Origin of the sequence: Microbacterium esteraromaticum, assembly GCF_016907315.1 — a bacterium.
Classification (GTDB): domain Bacteria; phylum Actinomycetota; class Actinomycetes; order Actinomycetales; family Microbacteriaceae; genus Microbacterium; species Microbacterium esteraromaticum.
The window spans coordinates 201,691-223,838 of record NZ_JAFBBS010000001.1; the positions used below are offsets into that span (position 1 = coordinate 201,691).

19 protein-coding genes are annotated in these 22,148 nt (G+C 68.0%); 7 read left to right on the forward strand and 12 right to left on the reverse strand.

Annotated features, from left to right (window positions below; translation table 11 throughout):
• Positions 1-88 precede the first annotated feature (88 nt).
• The 4 genes from JOE67_RS01015 to dut form a co-directional block, all read right to left on the reverse strand.
• Positions 89-2,950, reverse strand: a complete 2,862-nt coding sequence (locus JOE67_RS01015; RefSeq protein ID WP_338041448.1) for an aconitate hydratase — start codon at positions 2,948-2,950, stop codon at positions 89-91.
• A 175-nt stretch (positions 2,951-3,125) separates the two neighbouring features.
• Complete coding sequence (locus tag JOE67_RS01020; RefSeq protein ID WP_204976565.1) at positions 3,126-3,788, reverse strand: DUF3159 domain-containing protein; 663 nt, start codon at positions 3,786-3,788, stop codon at positions 3,126-3,128.
• A gap of 83 nt (positions 3,789-3,871) precedes the next feature.
• Positions 3,872-4,459 carry a DUF3710 domain-containing protein gene (locus JOE67_RS01025; RefSeq protein ID WP_204973709.1) on the reverse strand — a complete coding sequence of 196 codons (588 nt, stop codon included), beginning with the start codon at positions 4,457-4,459 and terminating at the stop codon, positions 3,872-3,874.
• Positions 4,456-4,905 (reverse strand): dUTP diphosphatase, encoded by a 450-nt coding sequence (dut, locus tag JOE67_RS01030; protein ID WP_204973710.1) that lies wholly within the window; start codon positions 4,903-4,905, stop codon positions 4,456-4,458. The genes JOE67_RS01025 and dut overlap by 4 nt, the downstream gene beginning before the upstream one ends.
• A 3-nt stretch (positions 4,906-4,908) precedes the next feature.
• Here dut and JOE67_RS01035 point away from each other — a divergent pair, with 3 nt between their 5' ends.
• Positions 4,909-5,391 carry a DUF3093 domain-containing protein gene (locus JOE67_RS01035; RefSeq protein WP_239527936.1) on the forward strand — a complete coding sequence of 161 codons (483 nt, stop codon included), beginning with the start codon at positions 4,909-4,911 and terminating at the stop codon, positions 5,389-5,391.
• Between the two features lie 63 nt (positions 5,392-5,454).
• Here the strand turns inward: JOE67_RS01035 and JOE67_RS01040 are convergent, their stop codons facing one another.
• Complete coding sequence (locus tag JOE67_RS01040; RefSeq protein ID WP_071640407.1) at positions 5,455-5,748, reverse strand: DUF4193 domain-containing protein; 294 nt, start codon at positions 5,746-5,748, stop codon at positions 5,455-5,457.
• 210 nt (positions 5,749-5,958) lie between these two features.
• Between JOE67_RS01040 and sepH the strand changes: the two genes are divergently transcribed.
• Complete coding sequence (sepH, locus tag JOE67_RS01045) at positions 5,959-6,984, forward strand: septation protein SepH (protein WP_204973711.1); 1,026 nt, start codon at positions 5,959-5,961, stop codon at positions 6,982-6,984.
• A 13-nt stretch (positions 6,985-6,997) separates the two neighbouring features.
• On the opposite strand, the gene JOE67_RS01050 is transcribed toward sepH, so the two are convergent.
• Entirely contained in the window at positions 6,998-8,125 is a 1,128-nt protein-coding gene (locus tag JOE67_RS01050; RefSeq protein ID WP_204973712.1) for an alkaline phosphatase family protein, read from the reverse strand.
• Between the two features lie 83 nt (positions 8,126-8,208).
• Between JOE67_RS01050 and JOE67_RS01055 the strand changes: the two genes are divergently transcribed.
• Positions 8,209-10,647: a DNA gyrase/topoisomerase IV subunit A gene (locus JOE67_RS01055; protein WP_204973713.1), complete on the forward strand. Its 2,439-nt coding sequence runs from the start codon at positions 8,209-8,211 to the stop codon at positions 10,645-10,647.
• 71 nt (positions 10,648-10,718) lie between these two features.
• Here JOE67_RS01055 and JOE67_RS01060 read toward each other — a convergent pair whose 3' ends face one another.
• Entirely contained in the window at positions 10,719-12,839 is a 2,121-nt protein-coding gene (locus JOE67_RS01060; protein ID WP_204973714.1) for a DNA gyrase subunit B, read from the reverse strand.
• A 180-nt stretch (positions 12,840-13,019) separates the two neighbouring features.
• On the opposite strand from JOE67_RS01060, the gene JOE67_RS01065 reads away from it, so the two are divergent.
• A complete protein-coding gene (locus JOE67_RS01065) occupies positions 13,020-13,229 on the forward strand; it encodes a DUF7455 domain-containing protein (protein ID WP_099196012.1) in 210 nt (69 codons plus the stop codon).
• Between the two features lie 27 nt (positions 13,230-13,256).
• Here the strand turns inward: JOE67_RS01065 and JOE67_RS01070 are convergent, their stop codons facing one another.
• Both JOE67_RS01070 and JOE67_RS01075 read right to left on the reverse strand, forming a co-directional pair.
• Positions 13,257-14,291, reverse strand: coding sequence for an alanine racemase (locus JOE67_RS01070; RefSeq protein ID WP_204973715.1), 1,035 nt, complete (start codon positions 14,289-14,291; stop codon positions 13,257-13,259).
• The gene (locus JOE67_RS01075) at positions 14,288-14,977 is read right to left on the reverse strand and encodes an alanine racemase (RefSeq protein ID WP_338041449.1); all 690 of its coding nucleotides are present in this window, start codon (positions 14,975-14,977) and stop codon (positions 14,288-14,290) included. Before JOE67_RS01075 ends, JOE67_RS01070 begins: the two co-directional genes overlap by 4 nt.
• Before the next feature lie 59 nt (positions 14,978-15,036).
• On the opposite strand from JOE67_RS01075, the gene JOE67_RS01080 reads away from it, so the two are divergent.
• Positions 15,037-16,059 (forward strand): sugar-transfer associated ATP-grasp domain-containing protein, encoded by a 1,023-nt coding sequence (locus JOE67_RS01080; protein WP_204973716.1) that lies wholly within the window; start codon positions 15,037-15,039, stop codon positions 16,057-16,059.
• 61 nt (positions 16,060-16,120) lie between these two features.
• On the opposite strand, the gene JOE67_RS01085 is transcribed toward JOE67_RS01080, so the two are convergent.
• The 3 genes from JOE67_RS01085 to JOE67_RS01095 form a co-directional block, all read right to left on the reverse strand.
• Positions 16,121-16,822 (reverse strand): coenzyme F420-0:L-glutamate ligase, encoded by a 702-nt coding sequence (locus JOE67_RS01085; protein WP_204973717.1) that lies wholly within the window; start codon positions 16,820-16,822, stop codon positions 16,121-16,123.
• A complete protein-coding gene (locus JOE67_RS01090) occupies positions 16,819-18,078 on the reverse strand; it encodes an RNA polymerase sigma factor (RefSeq protein WP_204973718.1) in 1,260 nt (419 codons plus the stop codon). The genes JOE67_RS01085 and JOE67_RS01090 overlap by 4 nt, the downstream gene beginning before the upstream one ends.
• A gap of 165 nt (positions 18,079-18,243) precedes the next feature.
• Complete coding sequence (locus tag JOE67_RS01095; protein ID WP_204973719.1) at positions 18,244-19,170, reverse strand: proteasome assembly chaperone family protein; 927 nt, start codon at positions 19,168-19,170, stop codon at positions 18,244-18,246.
• A gap of 111 nt (positions 19,171-19,281) precedes the next feature.
• Here JOE67_RS01095 and JOE67_RS01100 point away from each other — a divergent pair, with 111 nt between their 5' ends.
• Positions 19,282-20,757 carry a leucyl aminopeptidase gene (locus JOE67_RS01100; protein WP_204973720.1) on the forward strand — a complete coding sequence of 492 codons (1,476 nt, stop codon included), beginning with the start codon at positions 19,282-19,284 and terminating at the stop codon, positions 20,755-20,757.
• The gene (gene lpdA, locus JOE67_RS01105; protein WP_204973721.1) at positions 20,757-22,130 is read left to right on the forward strand and encodes a dihydrolipoyl dehydrogenase; all 1,374 of its coding nucleotides are present in this window, start codon (positions 20,757-20,759) and stop codon (positions 22,128-22,130) included. Before JOE67_RS01100 ends, lpdA begins: the two co-directional genes overlap by 1 nt.
• The last annotated feature ends 18 nt before the right edge of the window (positions 22,131-22,148 follow it).

Consider the following 22,148-nt stretch of genomic DNA (forward strand, 5'->3'; position numbering starts at 1 on the left):
TCGGAGACGACGTGCGCATCAGAACATTCTAACCGGGGATGCGACAGGGGCCCGGATGCAGACGCATCCGGGCCCCTGTCGTGAGCGATCAGACGAGCGAACGCAGCACGTACTGCAGGATGCCGCCGTTGCGGTAATAATCCGCTTCACCGGGGGTGTCGATGCGCACGACCGCGTCGAAGGTGATGGGCTCGCGGCCCTCTGCGGAGAACTCGCTGGGGGTCGCCGTCACCTTGACGGTCTTCGGGGTGACGCCCTCGTTGAGCGCCGTCAGACCCTCGATCGAGATGATCTCGGTGCCGTCGAGTCCGAGCGTCTCCCACGTCTCGCCGGCGGGGAACTGCAGCGGGACGACGCCCATGCCGATCAGGTTCGAGCGGTGGATGCGCTCGAAGCTCTCGGTGATGACCGCCTTGACGCCGAGAAGGTTGGTGCCCTTCGCCGCCCAGTCCCGCGAAGACCCGGAGCCGTACTCCTTGCCGCCGAAGATCACCAGCGGCACGCCCTGGTCCTGGTAGTTCTGCGAAGCGTCGTAGATGTACGCCTGCGGTCCACCTTCCTGCGTGAAGTCGCGCGTGAACCCGCCCTCGATCTGCTGGCCGTCGTTGACGGCCTTCACGAGGGCGTTCTTCAGGCGGATGTTCGCGAAGGTGCCGCGGATCATGACCTCATGGTTCCCGCGACGCGAGCCGTAGGAGTTGAAGTCGCGCTGCTCGACACCGTGCTCGGTGAGGTACTGCGCGGCCGGAGTGCCGGCCTTGATGTTGCCCGCAGGCGAGATGTGGTCGGTGGTGACCGAATCGCCCAGGGTCGCCAGCACGCGAGCGCCGGTGATGTCGGTGACAGGTGCCGGGGTGAGCTCCATGCCGTCGAAGTACGGGGCCTTGCGGACATAGGTCGACGCGTCGTCCCACTCGAAGATCGGGCCCGTCGGCGTCGGCAGGTTCTTCCAGCGCTCGTCACCGTCGAAGACGGTCGCGTACTGCTTGATGAACTGGTCGCGCGAGATCGACGTGTCGATGATCTCCTGCACCTCTTCGGGTGCAGGCCAGATGTCCTTGAGGAAGACGTCGTTGCCCGCTTCGTCCTGACCCAGCGGATCGCTCTCGAAGTCGAAGTGCATCGACCCGGCGAGAGCGTACGCAACGACCAGCGGCGGGCTGGCGAGGTAGTTCATCTTCACGTCGGGGCTGATGCGACCCTCGAAGTTGCGGTTGCCCGAGAGCACAGCGGTCACGGCGAGGTCGTGCTCATTGACGGCGGCCGAGACCTCCTCGATCAGGGGGCCGGAGTTTCCGATGCAGATCGTGCAGCCGTAGCCGACCGTGTAGAAGCCGAGACCCTCGAGGTCTTTGTCGAGACCCGACTTCTCGTAGTAGTCGGTGACGACCTTCGAGCCGGGCCCGAGCGTGGTCTTGACCCACGGCTTCTGCTTCAGGCCCTTCTCGCGGGCCTTGCGGGCGAGAAGACCAGCGGCGATCATGACCGACGGGTTCGAGGTGTTGGTGCACGAGGTGATCGCTGCGAGGGTGACGGCACCGTTGTCGAGGATGTACTTCTGCCCGTCGGGGGTGGTCACCTTGACCGGGTTGGATGCCCCGTGGGTGCCGCTCGACGCGAGCATGCTCTGCTCGTGCGCGGTCTCATGCTGATACGAGACGCCCTCTTCGGACACGTGCTCGCGCTCGACACCGGGGGCGTTGCCCGGGTCGGATGCCGGGAATGTGCCCTCGACCTCGACCGAGCCCTCGGTCACCGAGGTGTAGTTCAGGATGTCCTTCTCGAACTGGCTCTTTGCCTCGGCGAGCAGGATGCGATCCTGCGGACGCTTCGGACCTGCGATCGAGGGGACAACGGTCGACAGGTCGAGCTCCATGTACTCGGAGTACGAGGGCTCCTTGTCGGCGTCGTGCCACAGGCCCTGCACCTTGGCGTACTGCTCCACGAGCTCGACGGCGTGCTCGTCGCGGCCGGTGAGCCGCAGGTAGTCGAGGGTGACGTCGTCGATGGGGAACATGGCCGCGGTCGAGCCGAACTCGGGCGACATGTTTCCGATGGTCGCGCGGTTGGCGAGCGGAACGGACGCGACGCCCGCGCCGTAGAACTCGACGAACTTGCCCACCACGCCGTGCTGGCGGAGCATGTCGGTGATCGTCAGCACGACATCGGTCGCGGTGACGCCGGCAGGGATCTCACCGGTGAGCTTGAAGCCGACGACGCGCGGGATGAGCATCGACACGGGCTGGCCGAGCATGGCTGCCTCTGCCTCGATGCCGCCGACGCCCCAGCCGAGCACGCCGAGTCCGTTGACCATGGTCGTGTGCGAGTCCGTTCCGACACAGGTGTCGGGGTAGGCGCGCAGCACGCCGTCGACGGTGCGGTCGTAGATGACCTTCGCGAGGTGCTCGATGTTCACCTGGTGCACGATGCCGGTGCCAGGGGGCACGACCTTGAAGTCGTCGAAGGCGGTCTGGCCCCAGCGCAGGAACTGGTAGCGCTCGCCGTTGCGCTGGTACTCGATCTCGACGTTGCGCTCGATGGCGTCGGGACGACCGAACAGGTCGGCGATGACCGAGTGGTCGATCACCATCTCCGCCGGGGACAGCGGGTTGATCTTGCTGGGGTCGCCACCGAGGGCCGTGACCGCCTCGCGCATCGTGGCGAGGTCGACGATGCAGGGCACACCGGTGAAGTCCTGCATGACCACACGCGCGGGCGTGAACTGGATCTCGGTGTCGGGGTCGGCGCTGGGCTCCCACGAACCGAGCGCCTCGATCTGCGCCTTGGTGACGTTCGCGCCGTCCTCGGTGCGCAGCTGGTTCTCGAGAAGCACCTTCAGCGCGAAGGGGAGCTTCTCGTGACCCGCGACCGTGTCGATGCGGAAGATCTCGTAGTCGGTGCTGCCGACCGTCAGGGTGCTCTTGGCACCGAAGCTGTTCACCGTGGACACGAATCCGTCTCCTTCTGATCGAATGGACGCGACAGGCGCTTCCATCTTGCTCGCCGAGTGATCGCCACGGCTAGCAAGGTTGGCCTTACCAGTCTGCGTCGGGCGACCGCTCGAGGGAATGAGCAATTTATCTTGACGTCAAGATAAATCTAGCAGAAGAAGAGTTCGCGGGCCGCTACCCGGCGCGTCGGTAGAGCGCTCGTACTACGAGCCAGGTGACGGCGACCATCGGCGCAAACAGCGGCAGTCCCATGACGAGCTTGAGCGTGCCCAGAAGCGTCACCTGATCGGTGAGGTACAGGGGCAGCTGCACCGCGAGCCGCAGCAGGAAGAGGGCTCCCCAGGCCAGCCCGAGCCAGAAGAACGCCCTGCGCTTGCGGCGGTCCGACCTCCAGGCCGTGCCCTCCCCCATCAGGAAGCCGACGGCGAGGCCGATGATCGACCAGCCGACGAGCGCGGCGACGACCATCACCGTGCCGTACAGGGCATTGGTGATCAGACCGGGAACGAAGTTGTCGGCGCCTCGCCCCGTCCACAGTGCGAGTCCGGCGGCCGCTGCGGCCGCGACCAGTCCGCCGACGGCAGCCGACGGGGGCGACTTCTGCACGAGGCGGATGATGGTGAAGACCGCCGCGATGCCGACCGACATGCCGAGCGAGAGCAGCAGAGGCTCGGGCTGAATGGTGAAGAGGATGACGAAGGCGAGGCTGGGGAGGACCGACTCGACGATCCCGCGCCAGCCGCCCATCGCACTCCAGACGATCGTCTGGGTACTCTCCTCGGTCTGGGACGTGAGGCCGGCCCTGCGCGCAGCGCCGCCTAGAGCCGCCCCGATCATCTCCGCCGCGGTCGGCTCCGCGTCGCCCCTGTCGCCCGCATCGGCCTCTGCGCGGTGAGCGTCGTCCGGGCCGTCGGCCGAGGTCACGCCGAACCCGGCGTGGAGGGCATCTTGAGCGGGATGAGGTCACGCGGGGGCATCGGCGAGCCGCCGCGCACCACGACGATGGAGCGGAACAGATCCTCGACCTGCTCGGCCGCGGTGGGGTCGGATGCCGCATCGCCGCCGATCACGCCGCGCAGGAACCATCGCGGTCCGTCGACTCCGACGAACCGGGCGAGGCGCATTCCCGAGCCCTCAGCGGCCGTCGCCGGCACCTCGGCCAGCAGCTCCTTGCCCAGGGGGCCCTCGCGCTCTTCGACGCGGCCGCCCTGGGTGCGGATCTGATCGCGCAGCTGCACACGGGTCTCGTCCCACAGGCCGCGGGTGCGCGGTGCCGCGAAGGGCTGCACCTGCAGCGAGGAGCCCGCATAGTCGAGGCCGACGGCCACGATCCTCTTGCTCTGCTCCTCGACTTCGAGCCGCAGGTTCAGCCCCTCGCGGGGCAGCACCTTGATGCCGCCGAGGTCGATGTACGGACGGACCGGGTTCGCCTCGCTGTCGTCGAACGGGCCAGCGGTCGCACGATCGGCCGGTGCGGACTTCAGCGTGGGTTCGATCTCTTCAGTCATTCGCTCTTTCCCTGGGTGTAGCCGGTGGACCCGAAGCCGCCGTCGCCGCGGACGCTCTCGGGCAGCTCGTCGACCGGCTCGAAACGGGCCTGCACGACGGGCATCACGATCAGCTGTGCGATCCGGTCACCGACCGCCACATCGTACGCTTCCGCGCTGTCGGTGTTCAGCAGGCTCACCTTGATCTCGCCCCGATAGCCCGCATCGACCGTACCCGGCGAGTTCACGACCGTGATCCCGTGCTTGGCTGCGAGCCCGCTGCGCGGCACGACGAATGCCGCGAACCCCTCGGGCAGCGCGATCCGCACGCCGGTGCCGAGCAGCGCGCGCTCGCCTGGCGCGAGACGCACGGCCTCGGTCGACACGAGATCTGCCCCGGCGTCACCGGGGTGCGCGTAGAACGGGACGTTCGCGGAGATAATGGGAACGGCAACGGAATGAGTCACCCCATGAGGCTAATGCAGAACACGCGCCCCGATACCCGTGAGACCTACCGCGAGCGACTGGCCCCCGGGCTGTGGCTCCTGGTCACGATCGCCCTCGCCGGGCCGATGGTCTCACTCGTGCTGACCCCGCTCGATCCGAGCCTCGCACTGGTCGTCGGCGGCGCGGTGTCGCTCGCGCTGGTGACTCTGAGCGTGGCCCTGTCGCCGAGGATCCGCGTCGCCGACGGAGTGCTGCACGCGGGCCGCGCGCACGTAGATGCCCGCTGGCTCGGCGACGCTGAGCACTTCTCGGGCGAAGACGCGAGGGCGCGTCGAACCCACGCGATCGATAAGGACGGGTGGAATCTTCTGCGGGGAGGCATCGACGGCGTGGTCGTGGTTCCGATCACGGATCCGGACGACCCGGTGAAGAGCTGGACCATCTCATCGCGTACTCCCGACCGTCTCGCTGCCGCGATTCGGACAGCTTGCGCGGAGAGTCGCTGACCGCTCCCCTACGACGCAGAACGCGCCCCGAGCCATCAGGCCGGGGCGCGTGCGTGTCAGGTGTCAGGCGGCGCATTCCTTGCAGATGGGGCCGTCCGCGCCGTCGTGGTCGAGCTGCGAGCGGTGCTTCACGAGGAAGCAGCTCATGCAGGTGAACTCGTCCTGCTGCGCGGGCAGCACGACGACATCGAGCTCCATGTCGGAGAGGTCAGCGCCGGGGAGCTCGAAACCCGTGGGGTTGTCGGAGTCCTCGACGTCGCCGGCGCCGGACTGGGTGCTCGGCACGCGCTCCTTGAGGGCTTCGATCGACTCGGAGTCGTCTTCGCTCTTGCGAGGGGCGTCGTAATCGGTTGCCATGCGGTGATTCTCCACTTCCGTGGTGCGTGTGGGTCTGGGTGGGGGGATCCGATTTCGGGTGATCGGCGGGCCATAGTTTGCACGACTGCGTTCCATTTAGCAAATGCCTCTTGACCCGCAGGGGGAAACTCGCGGCGCGCCCGCGATATTCCCCGCCCGATCAGGGTGGTCGTGACACCATGAATGCACACCCATCAGAGGGGCATTGGCATGGAAAACGTCACCATTGTCGGAACGGAAGCGGGAGTCCTCGTCCTCGCGACCGAGTCCGGACAGCGCTTCGCGCTGCCCATCGACGACGTCCTGCACCGTGAGGTGCGTCGAGCGACCCGCGAGGCCGACCCAGCACCCGCGCGGCTGGCTGCGAGCCCGCGCGACATCCAGGCGCAGATCCGCGCCGGCTTGTCTGCCGCCGAGGTGGCGGCCCTGCTCGGCGTCAGCGAGTCCGACGTCGCGCGGTTCGAAGGTCCCGTCCTCGCTGAGCGCGAGCACATCGTCAACCAGGCACTCGCCGTGCCCGTGCTCATCGGCAGCGATGTCGAACCCGACGCCCAGCCCACATTCGGCACGGCGGTACGCGCGAAGCTGGCGGACCTCGGGGCTTCCGACGAGCGCTGGGCCAGTTGGAAGGACGACTCGGGCTGGACCGTCAAGCTCGAGTTCACCGCCAACGAGGTGGCGCACGATGCGCGTTGGGCGTTCGATCCACGCCGCAGCACTCTCTCCTCCATCAACGCCGACGCCACGCAGCTGTCACGTCAGGGGTCTCTGCCAGAGGGTCTGATCCCCCGCCTGCGAGCGGTCGACGCCGAGCGGGTCTCACCGTACAAGGACGACAGCCGCTTCGACTCGGGCGCCTTCGGACCTCGGCTGCTCCCGCAGCCGGACGAGGCGGAGGAGTCGACCGTCGAGCACTCCAGCGCCGCCGCTCACGATGCAGCCGCACGACGCGCACCAGACGAGCATCGCACCAGCTCGGAGACGGCCGATCTGCTGGAGGCACTTCGTCGCCGTCGTGGACAGCGTGAGTCCGCGCCCCTCTTCGAGGACGCCGAAGACGACGAGCCGTCGCCCATCGCGCTCTTCGACGGCCTCGACGAGCCAGAGCAGGAGCCCGAGACCACGCCCGCTCCCGAGCAGGCGGAGCCTGCCGAGCAGCCCAGCGGCCGCCGCAAGCGACGCAACGCCATGCCCTCCTGGGACGAGATCGTCTTCGGAGCACGCACAGACGAGTGAGCGACGGCCCTGATCAGCGGCGGAAGGCTCCCATTCGGATGAATGGCACTCGCCATTCCTCCGGAGTCAGCGCGCCGTGCTGTCCGATCATTCCCCGCCCGCGCTGGTCCTCTGCCTCCGCGTCGTAGAAGGCGACGTTCCCGCGCGCGACGACGAGCATGTCCCCGATGCGCTGGCTCACGGCATCCGATGTCACCGGGCCGAACAGGCCCGCGTCGATCGCCTCCGTTCGGCTGACCACGTCAGCCGAACCCTCGAGGTCGCGCCGCCATCGGACGAGCATCCCGGGCTGATCCGCATCGGGCTCTGCATAGACGTGCAGCATGCGAGGTTCCCCGCCGATGTGCCGGACGCCGTCGTGCCACCCTCCCGACGCGTCGAGCACAAGCTGTCGGTGGTGCGGCACGTCGATCATCCCGTGGTCTGCGGTGACGAGCACTCCCACCCCATCGGGGACCGGCCGGGTCAGCGCGGCGTCCACGTCCTCGAGCGCCGCGACCCAGTCGGCGGAGGCGATGCCATGACGATGGCCCGCCTTGTCGACCTCGGGCAGATAGCAGTACACGACGGCGCCGTCGTTCGCGTCGGCCAGCTCCCATGCCAGCTCGACACGGTCGGCGGGGCTGCGTGCCCCGTGGAACCGGGACCCGCGCAGGGTCGCACGCGAGAACCCGCTTCCCCTGTACGCCGGGATGCCGACGGCGAAGGCGGGTTGGCCGGCCGCCTCGGCCTGTTCGAACACGGTCGGGCTCTGCTGCCACTCCAGCGGATCGATGCCGTCGTCGTCCCAGCCGGAGAGCAAGTTGACGAGTGTGTCGCCGTGCGGATCCCGTACCCGGTACCCGACCAGCCCGTGCTCACCCGGCGCGACCCCGGTGAGCAGAGTCGTGAGCGCGGCGGCCGTCGTCGTCGGGAAGACGGATCCGGCCACATCCTTCTTCGTCATCGCAGACGACAGGGTGCGCGCATGTCCGGCGTGCGCCCGCAGGGGCACGACCCCGAGACCGTCCACCACCACGAGGACGACGGATCGTGCCGGGGCGAGGTCCGCGGATCCGCCACGCAGCGCTGCGAGCAGCTGAGGCGCCACCCCGCTGATGTTCCGCGTCGAATCGAGGCTGGTCGGTAGGATGAGAGGCATCCGGGTCAGTCTCGCACAGGTGACCCGACGCACCGCGCCCGAGCGCCGTCGCGAGCCCGCCCCGAGCGACCAGCAGGAAGTCCATGCCAAAGCCCTCGCCATCCGAGCCCGTTCAGGAGCGCATCCAGGACATCGACCTGTCCCAGGAGATGCAGGGCTCGTTCCTCGAGTACGCCTACTCCGTCATCTACTCGCGTGCTCTTCCCGACGCGCGTGACGGACTCAAGCCCGTGCAGCGACGCATTCTGTATCAGATGGCGGAGATGGGGCTTCGCCCCGACCGGGGGCACGTGAAGAGCGCCCGCGTCGTCGGTGAGGTCATGGGAAAGCTGCATCCTCACGGCGACTCCGCGATCTACGACGCCCTGGTGCGTCTCGCACAGGGCTTCGCCCTGCGAGTGCCGCTCGTGGACGGTCACGGCAACTTCGGCTCGCTCGATGACGGACCAGCCGCGTCCCGCTACACCGAAGCGCGCCTCGCGGCATCGGCGCTCGCGATGACCGAGAGCCTCGACGAGGACGTCGTCGACTTCGTGCCCAACTACGACGGCCAGTTCCAGCAGCCCGCGGTGCTCTCCGCGGCGTTCCCCAACCTCCTCGTGAACGGCGCGAGCGGCATCGCCGTCGGCATGGCGACCAACATGGCCCCGCACAACCTCATCGAGGTCGTCGCCGCAGCCACCCATCTGCTCGAGAACCCCGATGCGTCGACCGCCGAGCTCATGGAGTTCGTGCCGGGGCCCGACTTCCCTTCCGGCGGCATCCTGATGGGGCTCGACGGCGTCAAAGACGCGTACGAGACCGGCCGCGGGGCCTTCAAGCTGCGCGCCAAGACCTCGATCGAGCCGCTGGGGCCGCGCAAGACCGGCATCGTCGTCACCGAGCTGCCCTATCAGGTGGGCCCCGAACGCGTCATAGAGAAGCTCAAGGACGCCGTCGGCGCCAAGAAGCTGCAAGGCATCAGCGATGTGCAGGACCTCACTGATCGCAAGAACGGCCTGCGTCTCGTCATCACCGTGAAGACCGGATTCGACCCGGCAGCCGTGCTCGAGCAGCTGTTCCGATTCACCCCGCTCGAGGACTCGTTCTCGATCAACAACGTCGCGCTGGTCGACGGTCAGCCTCGCACTCTCGGGCTCAAGGAGCTGCTGCGGGTGTACCTGCAGCACCGCATCGAGGTCGTCACGCGTCGCAGCCGCTACCGCCTTGCCCGGCGCAACGAGCGCCTGCACCTGGTTCGAGGACTTCTTCTGGCCATCCTCGACATCGACGAGGTCATCCAGGTCATCCGCTCCTCCGACGACTCCGAGACCGCGCGCGCCAGACTCCAGCAGGTCTTCGAGCTCGACGAGGTGCAGGCCGAGTACATCCTCGAGCTGCGCCTGCGCCGACTGACCAAGTTCTCGCGCCTCGAGCTCGAGGCCGAGCGCGACAAGCTGCTCGCGGAGATCGCCGAGCTCGAGACGCTCCTCGCAGACCCCGCGCTCGTTCGCGCGCAGGTCGCGAAGGAGCTCGACGCCGTGGCCGAGCAGTTCGGCACGCACCGCCGGACACTGCTCCTCAACGCCGCACCGCCCAAGGCGCGCACGACCAAGACCGCGGCCGATCTGCAGATCGCCGATGCCCCGACGACGCTGCTGCTGTCGACCACGGGCCGTGCCGTCCGCGTCGATCTCGAGCAGGGCGCGACGATCACGACCCCCGCCCGCCGCAGCAAGCACGATGCGATCCAGGCGCGACTCGAGACGACCACACGCAGCGAGATCGGGGCCGTCACCACCGCCGGCCGCGTCGTGCGCTTCACGCCCGTCGACATCCCCGCAGTTCCCGCCACATCGGTCGGTCTCGGGGCGGGGGTTCGCATCTCCGACTACCTCGGCATCACAGACCGCACCGAGCGGATCATCGCTCTGATCCGCTTCGACGACGACACTCCCCTGGCTCTGGGCACGAAGGACGGCGTGGTCAAGCGCATCGTCCCCTCGTCGCTCGCGGTGCGTCCCGAGATCGAGATCATCGGGCTGAAGCCGAAGGACGTCGTTGTGGGTGCCGCGCCGGCGCCCGATGACACGGAGCTGGTGTTCGTCACCTCGGATGCGCAGCTGCTGCATTTCCCGGCGTCGAACGTGCGTCCCCAGGGCGCGCCCGCCGGAGGGATGGCGGGTATGAAACTGAGCGCCAAGGGCCGGGTGATCTCGTTCACGGTCGTGGCCTCAGCCGAAGACGCCGTGGTCGTCACGGTGTCGGGTTCCGAGGGAACTCTCGCGGGGGCGGATGCCGGACGCGCCAAGGTGTCGGCATTCGCCGAGTTCCCCGCGAAGGGCCGTGCCACGGGAGGAGTGCGTGCGCACGCTCTCCTCAAGGGCGAGGACGGCCTGCGTCTCGCCTGGGTGGGCGTAGAGCCCCGCGCCATCGGCGCAGACGGCGCCGCGCGCGTGCTGCCGCCGTCGGGTGCGAAGCGCGACGGCTCGGGCCAGCCGCTGGATGCCGTCATCGGCTCGGTCGGCACCGTCATCGGCTGACACGCGCCGCCTCTCACTCAGCGCCGTCCGGCCTGTTCATGCATGCCGGAGGGCGTCCGACGTGCTGAGGATCAGGCGTCGATGGATTCGCGGCTGAGCCGATCGCTCGAGCTCATGATGAACTCCCGTCGCGGAGCGACCTCGCTGCCCATCAAGAGCTCGAAGGTGCGCACGGCGGCGTCCGCCGACTCCGCATCCTCGATCGTGACCCGACGAAGCAGACGACCGGACTTCTCCATGGTCGTGTTCGCGAGCTGATCGGCGTCCATCTCGCCCAGGCCCTTGTAGCGCTGGATCGGATCCTGCCAGCGCTTGCCGGACTTCTGCAGCTTCGCCAGCAGCGTGTGCAGCTCGGCCTCGGAGTAGGTGTAGATGGTCTCGTTCGGCTTCGAGCCGGGATTCATCACGATCACGCGATGCAGCGGCGGCACAGCGGAGTACACGCGTCCGGCTTCGACGAGCGGCCGCATGTAGCGGAAGAAGAGGGTGAGCAGCAGGGTCCTGATGTGCGCCCCGTCGACATCGGCATCGCTCATGAGAATGACCTTGCCGTAGCGTGCAGCGCTGATGTCGAACGAGCGGCCGGAGCCGGCCCCGATCGTGGTGATGATCGCGGCGCACTCGGCGTTGCCGAGCATGTCGCTGATCGATGCCTTCTGCACGTTCAGGATCTTGCCGCGGATCGGCAGCAGTGCCTGGAACTCGCTGTTGCGCGCGTGACGGGCGGTGCCGAGCGCCGAGTCGCCCTCGACGATGAACAGCTCGCTGTGCTCGACGTCGTTCGACCTGCAGTCGACGAGCTTCGCCGGCAGCGACGACGATTCGAGCGCGGTCTTGCGGCGCTGCGTCTCCTTGTGCGCACGAGCAGAGACACGCGCCTTCATCTCGGAGACGATCTTGTCGAGCAGCATCGACGCCTGGTTCTTGTCGTCCCGTCGGGTCGACGCGAAGCGCTCGGCGAGCTGCTTGCGCACCACCTGGGCGACGATCGTGCGGACGGCGGGTGTGCCGAGCACCTCTTTCGTCTGCCCTTCGAACTGCGGTTCGGGGACGGTGACGGTGAGCACGGCGGTCAGACCGGCGAGCACGTCATCCTTCTCGAGCTTGTCGTTGCCTACTTTCAGACGGCGGGCGTTCTGCTCGACCTGGGCGCGCAGCGTCTTCAGCAGCTCCTGCTCGAAGCCCTGCTGATGCGTACCGCCCTTGGGTGTTGCGATGATGTTGACGAACGAGCGGACCGTCGTGTCGTAGCCGGTGCCCCAGCGCAGCGCCACATCGACCTCGCACTCGCGTTCGACCTCGGTCGCCTTCATGTGGCCGTCGGGCTGCAGCACGGGAACGGTCTCGGTGAACCGGCCGCTGCCCTGGATCCTCCAGGTGTCGGTCACCGGTGCATCGGATGCGAGGAACTCGACGAACTCCGAGATGCCCCCCTCGTAGAGATACGAGGTGATGCGCGGCTGCGCGGGTGCATCTCCTTCGGGAGACGGCGTCGAGAGCGGGCGCTCGTCACGGATCTGAAGCTCGAGTCCTGGTACGAGGAAAGCGGTCTGGCGCGCGCGCGTCTCGAGCTCGGAGAGCTGGAACGCCGCGTCCTTCGTGAAGATCTGGCGGTCGGCCCAGTAGCGCACCCGGGTTCCGGTGACGCCCTTCGCGACCTTGCCGACGACGCGCAGCTCGCTGCGCTGCTCGAACGGGGTGAACGGGGCATCCGGACGAGGGTTGCCGTCGTCGGCGAACACACCGGGCTCGCCACGGTGGAACGACATCGCGTAGGTCTTGCCGCCGCGATCGACCTCGACGTCGAGACGCTCCGACAGCGCGTTCACCACGGAAGCGCCGACACCGTGCAGGCCGCCGGAGGCCGCGTACGATCCACCGCCGAACTTCCCTCCGGCGTGCAGCTTCGTGTAGACGACCTCGACGCCGGTGAGGCCGGTGCGAGGCTCGACGTCGACGGGCACGCCTCGGCCCCGATCGGCGACCTCGACGCTGCCGTCGTCATGCAGAGTGATGTCGATCTTCGAGCCATTGCCCGCGACTGCCTCATCGACGGAGTTGTCGATGATCTCCCACAGGCAGTGCATGAGACCAGGCGAGCCGTTCGACCCGATGTACATGCCGGGGCGCTTGCGCACGGCCTCGAGGCCCTCGAGAACCTGGAGATGGTGGGCGGAATACTCGGCAGTCACAATGATCGATTCTATTTCGGCGCACCGACGCGCCCGCTCCACGACACTCCCGGCGGCGCAAGTGCGGACGGCATGCGTACGCGCACAGCGAAACACGCCGCGATACGGGCATGCGCACAGGCAGCGCGTGGTTGTATTGAGCACGATCTCAAAGGATCTGATCGCTGAGGAGGCACCGAGATGAACGCTACGACTGAGCGCGAGACTGTCGAGTACCGCCTCACTGCGATGGACCGCTGCGACTCCTGTGGAGCGCAGGCGTACATCGCCGCCGAGGTCAACGGCACCGAGATGCTGTTCTGCGCGCACCACGGACGCAAGTACGAGGAGAAGCTGCGCGCCGTCGCCACCTCGTGGCACGACGAGACCGCCCGCCTCATCGAGGCCTGAGCGGACTCAGCACCGAGCGCGGGCGCGTCAGTCGACGACGACGCGCCGCACGCGCGGCGACAATCGCAGCGCGATCTCCTCGCCGATCGAGCCGATGCGCTCGCCGAGGGCGGTGACGTCGGCTTCGCCATGCTCGCCGGCGCCGTAGATCCGCACGCGATCGCCGACCTCGGGGGCATCCCAGCTCTCCACGACGCTGCTGTGCGCGCCTATGTGCAGGATGCGTCGCAGGCCCCCCGGCGTCGACACGACCTGGCCGACGAGGGTGGAAGGCAGGCCGTGCAGCGCGCCGAGGCCGACTTCGACACGATCAGCTTCCACTCGGTCGACTGATGCGGTGAGGGCGGCGATGGGCACGACGCCGGGGATCTGCGGGCCGTCGCCCGAGCGGATGCCGTAGCAGAACGCCCCGATGCGGCTGAGAGTCCCGCGGAGCTCCGGACGCCACCAGGACGCCGCAGATGCGGTCAGATGCTCGGCTTCGAGCTCGGCACCGGCGTCGCGGAGTTCGGCCGTCGCTGCGCGGAAGACGGCCGCGGAGTCATCGTCGTCGGCATCGCTGGCCTCGCTCAGGTGACTCCAGACCCCCACGACATGAATATCGGAGCGCTGCTGCGCCTTCATGGCCGTCTTCACGAAACCGGACCACTCCTCGGGTCGCACACCGTTGCGGTGCAGCCCGGTGTCGATCTTGAGATGCACGCGCGCGGTCCGGCCGAGGCGGGCGGCCGTCTCGATCACGCGCTGCAGGTACCCGACGGTGCCGACACCGAGGTCGACGTCGGCCGAGATCGCCGAGGCGACCTCCTCACCGGACGCGATCGCCCAGGCGAACACGCGCGCATCACCTCGCAGCGCGCGGATGCGCAGCGCGGTGGCCACGTCGTACGAGCCGAACCAGCGCACGTCATCAGCGGTCTGCACGACCAAGTCGAGACCATGACGGTACGCATCGTCCTTCACGACGAGCATCACCTCGCTCGGCGCGACATGCGCAGCGACAGCGGCGATGTTCGAACGCAGCGCAGACCGCGAGATCGTGAGCTCGGGAACGGAGTTCATGAGACGTGCTCCCTTCGCGCGTTCATGCCGACGACGGTGACCAGCTCGGCCGCGGCGAGACCGGTGATGCTGCTCCATTCGGCGAGGTGCTGCGCGGCCGGTCCGTCTCCGCCGAAGTAGATGACCTCGTCACCCTCCTCGATCAGCGCATCGCCGATCTCGACCACGCACACGTCCATCGCGACGCGTCCGACGACCGGATGCAGGTCTCCGCGGATCTCGACGTGGGCGCGGTTGCCCAGTGAGCGCACGACGCCCTGCGCGTACCCGCCCGTGACGAGCGCGACTCGCGTCCTCCGCGAGGCGCGGTACAGGTAGCCGTATGAAACTCCGTCACCGACCTCGAGGGGCTTGGTGGAGAGCACAGCGCCCGTGAGGCGCAGCGCTGGTCGCACTCCGGAACCAGGCAGACCGAACAGGATGCTCGAGTCCGCGTCGGGCGACGTGTTGCACGAGGCCTGCATCCCGAGCGCCGTCAGAGGCGCCAGGTCGACCTCGTCGACGAGTACGGCGGAGGCACCGGCGTCGAGAACGATGCGAGCGACCTCGGCCACGCCGTGGCCCCAGGCATCCGCCCTCAGGTCGAACACCGACCCGCCCTGCGCCAGCACGGCCTCGGCCCCGGACCGAAGAGCCTTCTTCGACACCAGAGCGCGCGGAAGACTGCTGCTGGCGGTCGGGCTCACACTTCCACAGTACCGCTCGCACGTAGACTGGAATCTTCCGACACCGACTGGAGATGTGCATGCCAGCCAAGGGCCTGGGCCTCGCCCCCCGCCTTCGTTACCTCGTTCAGCGCGCCACCCGAATCGACGTCGGGTCCGTCTTCACCCGCGCGAAGGAGGTGCGCGCCGAGCACGGCAAGCCGGTGCCTGCCGTCGTCGCGGACATGATCTGGAGCGCCGCGAGACACAATGTCGGCTTCCAGGACTACGTCGACTTCGACTTCGCGATCCTGTCGAAGGCCGAGCGCGAGACATATATGACCCACCCGATCTCGAACCAGTACTCGCAGCGCTTCGATGCCCCCGAGTACCGGCACTTCTTCCACGACAAGATCGAGTTCAACAAGGTCTTCGACGCCTACCTGCGCCGCGAGTGGATGATCGTCGACGAGTCGAACGCCGATGCGGTCGAGCAGTTCGTCTCGAAGCACGGAACCATCATCGCCAAGACGCCCATGGGCCAGGCAGGCAGCGGCGTGCGGCGCTACCACTCCGCCGACGTCACCGACTGGAAGGCGTTCCACCGCGAGCGCCTCGAGCGCGGCGAGCTGCTGCTCGAGGAGGTCATCGTGCAGCACGCAGACCTCGCCGCCGTCTGCCCGGGCACGGTCAACACCACGCGCGTGACCGCATTCTTCGATGGCAGTCAGACGCACATCCTCGCGATCGCCCAGAAGTTCGGCCGCGGCGAGGTCAGCGACCAGATGAGCTTCGGCGGGTTCTACACCATGCTCGACGACGACGGTCACGCCCGCTCCGCAGGCTATGACTCGCACGGTCACGTGCATGTCGACCACCCCGACTCGGGCTTCCGCATAGCCGACTTCCAGCTGCCGCTGATGGATCAGCTGCGCACATTCGTCGACGAGGTCGCGCGCGTCGTGCCTCAGGTGCAGTACGTCGGCTGGGACTTCGTCATCACTCCGAACGGCCCCGTGCTCGTGGAGGGAAACTGGGGCGCCGGCGTCTACGAGAACAAGCCGTCTGTGTCGGGCATCCGCACCGGCCACCGCCCTCGATATCGCGCCGCGATCGGCCACTGACATATGAGAAAGGCCCGGGCTGATGCCCGGGCCTTTCTCATATCTCTGTGCCGCCTGAGTCTCAGGCGCGGCGGATGACTCCGAGGGGCGTCGACTGGTGTCCCTGACCGAGAGGGTTGTCGCTCAGGATCTCGACGAGACGCTGCTCGCCCGCACGATCGAGCGTCGAGCCGAGGATGTTGCCGCCGATGTCATTGATGTCGACGACCGCGACGTCCACACCCTCGATGCCGACGAGCCTCTGGAGGGTGCGAGCCACCTGCTGAGGCTTCTCCGGCCCGAGCACCACTGCCTTGTTGTACGGCGGGATGGTGCCGGAGGTGGGTCCGTCGATGGCCCGGGCCTTGTCGCCGGCGATCCGGTAGAAATCGCCCTTGCGACCGAGCGCCTTCGTCACGGCCGAGACCGCGGCGGCGAACAGGATGCGCGGAGTGCCGCACTCGCGCAGCGCCATCTCCATGGTCTCGGGCATGCCGAGCCCGATGCCGTACGGCGTTCGCGTGACGTACTTCGACAGGAAGCGGGCCAGTGGGCGCGGGTGGATCTCGTCGAGGCGGAACGACCGCCCCTGCGTGATCGCGACGATCTTCTCGGTGACGAAGAGGATGTCTCCGGCGCGCAGGTGCTCCGGCGCGTACTCGCGGATGAACTCCTCGAGAGAGTCGCCCGGCATGACCACCCGGGTGCGGATCGGGATGCGCTGGTACGACGTGCCCCCGACCTCGACGGTGAGGGCCTTGCCCTCGTTGGCCTCTGACATCATTCGAGGTAGTCCCGCAGCGACTGCGAACGGCTCGGGTGACGCAGCTTCGCCATCGTCTTCGACTCGATCTGGCGGATGCGCTCGCGCGTGACGCCGAACGTGTCGCCGATCTGGTCGAGGGTCTTCGGCTGACCGTCGCCGAGCCCGAAGCGCATCCGGATCACGCCGGCCTCGCGCTCGGACAGCGAGTCGAGCAGCTGCTCGAGCTGACGCTGCAGCATGGTGAAGCCGACGGCGTCGGCAGGAACCACGGCTTCGGTGTCCTCGATGAGGTCACCGAACTCGCTGTCGCCGTCCTCGCCGAGCGGGGTGTGCAGCGAGATCGGCTCGCGACCGTACTTCTGCACCTCCACGACCTTCTCAGGGGTCATGTCGAGCTCACGCGAGAGCTCCTCGGGCGTGGGCTCGCGGCCCAGGTCCTGCAGCATCTGGCGCTGCACTCGGGCGAGCTTGTTGATGACCTCGACCATGTGCACGGGGATGCGGATGGTGCGCGCCTGGTCGGCCATGGCGCGGGTGATCGCCTGACGGATCCACCAGGTGGCGTACGTCGAGAACTTGAAGCCCTTGGTGTAGTCGAACTTCTCGACCGCGCGGATGAGACCCAGGTTGCCCTCCTGGATCAGGTCCAGGAACTGCATGCCACGCCCGGTGTAGCGCTTCGCCAGCGAGACGACGAGACGCAGGTTCGCGCCCAGCAGGTGGCTCTTCGCGCGCTGACCGTCGCGTGCGACCCACTGCAGGTCGAGTCCGAGCTGACTCGACTTCTCGGCCGCCGACATCGTCGACAGCTTCTCCTCGGCGAAGAGACCCGCCTCGATGCGCATTGCGAGCTCGACCTCTTCGGCCGCGTTCAGCAGAGCGACCTTTCCGATCTGCTTCAGGTAGTCCTTGACCGGGTCCGCCGTGGCACCGGTGATCTGCGTCGAGTAGACGGGGACGTCGTCCTCATCCTTCGACGTGAGGACGATCGCGCCGGTCGGAAGCGGCTCGGTGAAGGCGGGCTTCTTGTCGCCCTCCTCCTCGTCGGCTTCCTCGGTCTCGACGGCCTCGTCTTCGACCTCGGCGGACTCATCGTCCTTCTTCTTCGCCGTGCGACGGGCGGGCGCCTTCTTCGCCGGAGCCTTTGCGGCCGCCTTCGTCGCCTTCTTGGGCGCCGCCTCGGCGGCGTCGACCGTCTCGACCTCGGCGGACTCGGTCTCGACAGCGGTCTTCGTCTTGGTCGTCCGGGAGTTCTTGCTCGTGGCAGGAGTCACGTTTCGCCTTTCACGGAGCGGTGCACACGCTCCGAGCCATTTCGGACACTAGTAAGACCCTTGTCAAGTCCATTCGCGAGGAATGTCTGTTGACAACGGGTCAGACATCCATTATCACACACACCGGCGATGGGTTGCTCCTCTTCGCCCGATCCGCGCGTCGGCTCAGCGCTGCTTGTCGTCGTCGCCCGGACGCCGCGTCGCGAGATAGCGCTCCAGCTCGGCGGCGAGCTCGTCGGCGCTCGGCAGATCGCGCTCGTCGAATCCGGCCTCTTCTCCTGAGTCCTCGCGCCCGGCCATGTAGGCGTCGTAACGCTGCTCGAGCCCACGCAGCATCTGCATCAGCTCCTCACTGCCCTGCACCTGCTCGGTGACGCGCGCGTGGAACTCCTCGCCGCGCTCGTGGACGGCATCCATGCGCAGGACCAGCCCGGTGCCCGCCATCAGCTTGTCGGCCGCGGTGACGACCGTGTCGGGATACTCGGTGTCCGCGAGATAGTGAGGCACGAGCAGCACGAACCCCGCGACCCGCACGTCGCTCTCTATAAGTCGGAACTCGAGCAGGTGCGCCGCGGTCGCAGGCACCTGCGTACGGGGGCGCCACACGGAGTGCACCGCCGTGAGATCGCGGCGATTTCCGCTGACCGTCACACCGAGCGGGCGGGTGTGGGGAACGGGCATCGCGATCGAGTGCACCCAGGTCACGGTCGACACCTGGAAGGCCTCGACGAAATCGACGACTGCACCGGCGAAGGCGTTCCACGCGAAGTCCGGCTCGTAGCCCGACAGCAGCAGGAACTGCTGCCCGAGCGCGTCATGCGCGATCGAGAGCTCGAGCCGTGACGGCCGGTATTCGGTGAGGTGGTCCTGGTCGAACAGCACGATCGGGCGCCTGGCGCGGTAGTCCAGCAGCGCGTCGCTGTCGAACACGGCGAGCGGAGTCGGATCAGTGGTGGCGTTCAGGTGGTCGATGAGACCGGCGACCGCGCTGCCCGCGTCGGTGAAGCCGGTGAGCAGGATGACCAGAGGCAGGCCGGTCGGCACGTCCGGCGCACCGGGGACCAACTCGAAGAGGTCTGCAGGTGACGGCATGTGTCCATGCTACGAGGCGTGTCCGGGCCCGGGGCGGCGAGGTGAATGCTCACAGCGAACACGGCTTCGCCCGCACGGCGTCACGCGCGTCCCCGTCCATAGGATGGAGGCATGACGCTTCCCGTGATCTCGCACACGACCGATCCGTTCCCCGGAGGCACCGCAGACGCCGCAGTGCTCGTCATCCCCGATCCCTCCACCGCCGCTGACTCGCTGAGCGCGTTCGAGGGCCTCGCCGACACCCTGGCAGGCATCGGGTACAAGGGAACCCCTTCCGCATACACCCGCGTGCACCTGCCGACAGTGACGTCGGCGCCGCTCGCCGTCGTCAGCGCCGGCAAGCAGCCCGACGCCGCCGCCGTGCGCGACGCCGTCGCAACCGCCGTCCGGTCGCTGACCGGCTTCGCGACGGTGTCGATCGGCTTCGCCGGCGACCTCGGCCAGTACGCGGACGCTGCGGCCGAGGGCGCCCTGCTCGGCGGCTACCGCTTCGACGACTACCGGTCCGAGAAGAAGCCGAGCCGGGCAGACGCCATCGTCCTGCACGCAGCAGCCATCGGCGACGGCGCACTCGAGCACGCTCGCACGGTCGCGGAGGCCGTCGCCCTGGTCAAGGACCTCGTGTCGGTGCCCGCCGAATGGCAGAGCCCCGCGCAGCTCGCAGACGAGGCGGCGAAGGCCGTCGCGGATCTGCCGGTCACGGTTGAGGTCCTCGATGAGAAGCAGCTCGAGGAGCAGGGCTACGGCGGCATCCTCGGCGTCGGTCGCGGCTCCGATCGGCCGCCGCGCCTGGTTCGCCTCGACTACTCCCCCTCGAACGCCGTGCGCCACATCGCCCTCGTCGGCAAGGGCATCACGTTCGACACCGGCGGACTGTCGCTCAAGCCGGCGACCGGCATGGTGGGCATGAAGTTCGACATGGCGGGAGCGGCAACCTCGCTGGCAGCGCTCCGCGCGATCGCCGCACTCGAGCTCCCGGTGCGCGTCACCGCCTTCCTCTGCATCGCAGACAACATGCCTTCCGGCCGGGCCACGCGCCCCGGCGATGTGCTGCGAATGCTCGACGGCCAGACGGTCGAGGTGCTGAACACGGACGCTGAGGGTCGTCTGGTGATGGCGGACGGCCTCGTCGCCGCCAGCCGCGAGAACCCCGATGTCATCATCGACGTCGCGACCCTCACGGGGGCGATCATCGTTGCCCTCGGCATGCGCCACACCGGCGTCATGGGCGACGACGATGCCGTCGCCGAGTACCTCGCCGCCGCCGAGTCGGTCGGCGAGGACGCATGGGCGCTGCCGCTCCCCGAGTTCATGGAGGAGAGCCTCGACTCGCAGATCGCGGACATGATCAATGCGAACATGGGCGACCGTTCTGGCGGCTCGCTGTTCGCCGGCCTCTTCCTGCGCCGGTTCGTCGGCCGGACGACGGACGCAGACGACGCGCCGCGGATCCCGTGGGTGCACCTCGACATCGCCGGGTCCAGCGAGCACAAGGGCGCACCGTACGGCTTCACTGAGAAGGGGCCGACCGGCGCAGCCGTCCGCTCCCTCATCGCCTTCGCACGCGCATCGGTCACGGAGTCCTGATGGCCACGCACGAGTTCGACGTCGTCATCCTCGGCGGAGGCAGCGGCGGGTACGCCGCGGCGCTGCGCGCCAGCGAGCTGGGCAAGAAGGTGGCCCTCATCGAGAAGGACAAGGTCGGCGGCACCTGCCTTCACCGCGGCTGCATCCCCACCAAGGCTCTGCTGCACGCCGCCGAGGTCGCAGACCACGTCCGGTCTGCTGCCTCGGTGGGCGTGACGGCGACCCTGGAGTCCGTCGACGCGGCCGGCGTCCGCGCGTACCGCGAGGGCATCGTCGCCAAGAAGTTCAAAGGGCTCGAGGGCCTGATCAAGGCCCGAGGCATCACCACCGTGAGCGGCGAGGGTCGCCTCGAGGCCGATCGCACGGTCGTAGTGGGCGACGACCGCTACGTCGGCGGCGATGTGATCCTCGCGACCGGCTCGTACAGCCGCTCACTGCCGGGTCTCGAGATCGGGGGGCGCATCCTCACCAGCGAGCATGCGCTCGCTCTCGACGAGGTGCCGAGCAGCGTCATCATCCTCGGCGGCGGCGTCATCGGCGTCGAGTTCGCCAGCGTGTGGAAGTCGTTCGGCGCCGAGGTGACGATCGTCGAAGCCCTGCCGCACCTCGTGCCCAACGAGGACATCGTGCTGAGCAAGGGGCTCGAGCGCGCCTTCCGTCGCAGGGGCATCACGTACTCGCTCGGTACGCGCTTCCAGAGAGCCGAGCAGGACGACACCCAGGTGACGGTGACGCTGGAGGACGGCAAGACCTTCAGCGCCGACTATCTGCTCGTCGCCGTCGGTCGAGGTCCCGCCACGGCCGGACTCGGGTTCGAGGAGGCTGGAGTCGGCCTGGAGCGTGGTTTCGTCACGGTCGACGAGCAGCTGCGCACGGCAGTGCCCGGCGTATGGGCCGTCGGTGACATCGTGCCGGGTCTGCAGCTCGCGCACCGCGGGTTCCTGCAGGGCATCGCGGTCGCGGAGCGCATCGCCGGCATGGAGGTTCCGACCCTCCCGGAGTCGCAGATTCCCCGCGTCACCTATTGCAGCCCTGAGGTGGCTTCGGTCGGCATCACCGAGGAAGCAGCCGTGGCGGCCCACGGTGCCGACAGCGTCGTCTCGTACGAGTACAACCTGGCAGGCAACGGCAAGAGCGAGATCATCGGCACCGGCGGCACCGTCAAGGTCGTGCGACGCAAAGACGGCCCGGTTCTCGGTGTGCACATGCTGGGCGACCGCGTCGGCGAGCTCATCACCGAGGGTCAGCTCGCGGTGGCCTGGGAGGCGCACCCCGAGGACATCGCACCGCTCATCCATGCGCACCCCACGCAGAGCGAAGCGCTCGGCGAGGCTTTCCTCGCACTCGCCGGAAAACCGCTGCACGCGCTGTAGGAACGCACAAATATCCGT